This is a genomic window from Streptomyces capoamus, from assembly GCF_014654935.1.
Lineage (GTDB): Bacteria > Actinomycetota > Actinomycetes > Streptomycetales > Streptomycetaceae > Streptomyces > Streptomyces capoamus.
In genome coordinates, this window is the sequence record NZ_BNBF01000010.1 from 234,000 (window position 1) to 236,794 (window position 2,795).

Annotated in this window: 3 protein-coding genes; all 3 read right to left on the reverse strand. The window is 69.8% G+C overall.

Annotated elements, in window-relative coordinates; all coding sequences use genetic code 11:
* Positions 1–1,145, reverse strand: a 1,145-nt coding sequence (locus tag IE312_RS18335) for a lysine N(6)-hydroxylase/L-ornithine N(5)-oxygenase family protein (RefSeq protein ID WP_229900032.1), incomplete at its 3' end; no start/stop codon positions are given.
* Entirely contained in the window at positions 1,129–2,571 is a 1,443-nt protein-coding gene (gene desA, locus IE312_RS18340) for a lysine decarboxylase DesA (RefSeq protein WP_189983082.1), read from the reverse strand. The genes desA and IE312_RS18335, both read right to left, overlap by 17 nt.
* 118 nt (positions 2,572–2,689) lie before the next feature.
* A partial coding sequence (locus tag IE312_RS40720) for an SIP domain-containing protein (RefSeq protein WP_229900061.1) occupies positions 2,690–2,795 on the reverse strand: 106 nt, incomplete at its 5' end.

The window sequence follows — 2,795 nt, forward strand, 5'->3', positions numbered from 1 at the left end:
TTCTGGAGGAAGACGCCGCGGCCGGTGACGTCGACGGCGTAGTTGCGGGCGACGTCGAAGCGGCCGTGCCCGTCGAAGCACAGACGGTCCCGGACCGGGTCGAGGAAGGCCGGCGGGGTGTAGTGGTAGCCGGTGGCCAGGACCAGGCCCTCGGTGCGGATCTCGAAGTCCTTGCCCTGCTCGTCCTGGTGGAAGCCCAGCGTGTACGCGCCGTCCTGGTAGGCCGCCGTGCGCAGCGTGGAGTTGGTGAGCAGCCGGGTGGGCACCGGGCGGTCGCCGCTCTCGACGTGCTTCTGGTACAGCAGGTCGAAGATCGAGTCGATGAGGTCCGAGTTGATGCCCTTGAACAGCCCCTTCTGCTGCTTCTCCAGCCGGTAGCGGGTCTCCTCCGGCAGCGCCCGGAAGTAGTCGATGTAGTCCGGGGAGGTCATCTCCAGGGTCAGCTTGGTGTATTCCAGCGGGAAGAACCGCGGGGAGCGGGTGACCCAGTTGAGCTGGTAGCCGTGGACGTCGATCCCGGCGAGCAGCTCGTGGTAGATCTCGGCCGCGCTCTGCCCGCTGCCGACGATCGTGACGGACTCCTTCTCCAGCAGCTCCGCCTTGCGGTGCGCGTAACGGGAGGTGTGCAGCCAGTCCCCGCCGAGGCCCCGGCACGCCTCGGGCACGAAGGGGACCGTGCCGGTGCCGAGCACCAGGTGCCGGGCGCGGTAGGTGTCCCCGGCGCCGGTGCGCACGACGTACAGCTCGTCCTCGTAGGTGACCTCGGTGACCGTGGTGCCGAAGCGGACGCTGCTCAGCCGGGCGGCGGCCCAGCGGCAGTAGTCGTCGTACTCGACGCGCAGCGGATAGAAGTTCTCGCGTATGTAGAACGAGTACAGTCTGCCCTTCTCCTTCAGGTAGTTGAGGAAGGAGTACGGCGAGGTGGGGTCGGCCAGGGTGACCAGGTCCGACATGAACGGGGTCTGGAGGTGGGCGCCGTCCAGGAACATGCCGGTGTGCCACTCGAAGCCCGGCTTGGACTCCAGGAAGAGGCCGTTCAGTTCGGCGATGGGCTCGGTCAGGCAGGCGAGGCCGAGGTTGAAGGGGCCGAGCCCGATCCCCACGAAGTCGTAGGTCTGCTGCGGGGCTTCAGGACGCGCGGTCAAGGGACTCTCCCAGGTACTGCTCGGCGTGGCCGGCGATCAGATCGAGGACGGCGGCGATGTCGGCCGTCCGTGTCTCGGGGTTGAGCAGGGTGAACTTCAGGTAGTGGCGGCCGGCCACCTTGGTGCCCGCGACCACCGCGTCACCGGAGGCGAACAGGGCCTTGCGGGCGTACAGGTTGGCGCGGTCGATCTCGGCGGGGTCGGTGACGTCCGCCGGGATGTAGCGGAAGACGAGGGTGGACAGGCTGGGCTCGACGACGACGTCGTAGCGGGGGTCGGCGGCCAGCAGCCGCCAGCCCTCCCGGGCCAGGTCGCACACCTCGTCGAAGAGCTGCCCGATGCCGTCGGCGCCCATCGTGCGCAGGGTCATCCACAGCTTGAGGGCGTCGAAACGGCGGGTGGTCTGGAGGGACTTGTCCACCTGGTTGGGGATGCGTTCGTGCACCATGCGGCGCGGGTTGAGGTACTCGGCGTGGTAGGTGGCGTGCCGCAGCGTGGCCGCGTCCCGGACCAGCACGGCGGAGGAACTGACCGGCTGGAAGAAGGACTTGTGGTAGTCGACGGTGACCGAGTCGGCGTGCTCGATGCCCTCGATGCGGTCCCGGTGCTTCAGGGAGGCGAGCAGCCCGCAGCCGTAGGCCGCGTCCACGTGCATCCAGACGCCGTACTGGGCGCACAGCGCGGCGATCTCCGGGAGCGGGTCGATGGAGCCGAAGTCGGTGGTGCCGGCGGTGGCGACGACGGCCATGGGGACCAGGTCCTCGCTCGCGCAGCGCTCCAGCTCGCGGGCGAGGGCGACCGTCTGCATGCGCTGGTCGCGGTCGACGGGGAGCGCGACGACGGCGTCCGGTCCGAGGCCGAGGAGGGTGGCGGACTTCCGCACGCTGAAGTGGCCGGCCTCGGACGTGAAGATCCGCAGTCGCGCGAGGCTGTCGGCCTTGGCCTCCTCCCGGGCCAGCAGCAGCGCCTGCAGGTTGGACTGGGTGCCGCCGGAGGTGAAGACACCGTCGGCGGCCGGACCCAGGCCGATGCGGGCGGCCGTCCAGTCGATCAGCTTGCGCTCGATGAGGGTGCCGCCGGCCGACTGGTCCCAGGTGTCCAGCGAGGAGTTGACCGCGCAGAGCACGGCCTCGGCGAGCACCGCGGGGATGACGACCGGGCAGTTGAGGTGGGCGAGATAGCGGGGGTGGTGGAAGTAGACCGCGTCCCGGAGGTAGACGTCCTCCAGTTCGTCCAGCACGGCGGCGGTGTCGCCCAGCGGGCGGTCCAGGTCGATCGCGTCGACGACGGGGGCCAGGGCGTCCACGGTGACGCCCGTGAACGGCCGGTCGGTGGTGGCGAGTTTGGCCGCCACCCGCTCGACTCCTTCGGTCACGGAGCGGCGGTAGTGCTCCGCGGTGAGGCCATTGAGCAGGTGCGAGCGCATGTGGGGGTCCTCCGAGGGACGGTCCGTGCGGATCAACTTAGGTTAGCCTAACCTAACTTTGCCGGTTCGGGACGCACCTCTGCGCGACCGGCGGCCCGAAAGGGGGATGCGCCCGGCGCTACTCCGCGGCCCGGAGCTGTTCCTCCGTCATGCCCTGCCGCCAGTAGCCGACGAAGGTGACGCGCCGCCGGTCCACCCCGCGCTCGCCGACGAAGTGCCGCCGC

What these genes read in the sequence shown, in the direction of transcription:
- desA (WP_189983082.1), bottom strand. Translation starts at nt 2,571, where the DNA reads ATGCGCTCGCACCTGCTCAATGGCCTCACCGCGGAGCACTACCGCCGC.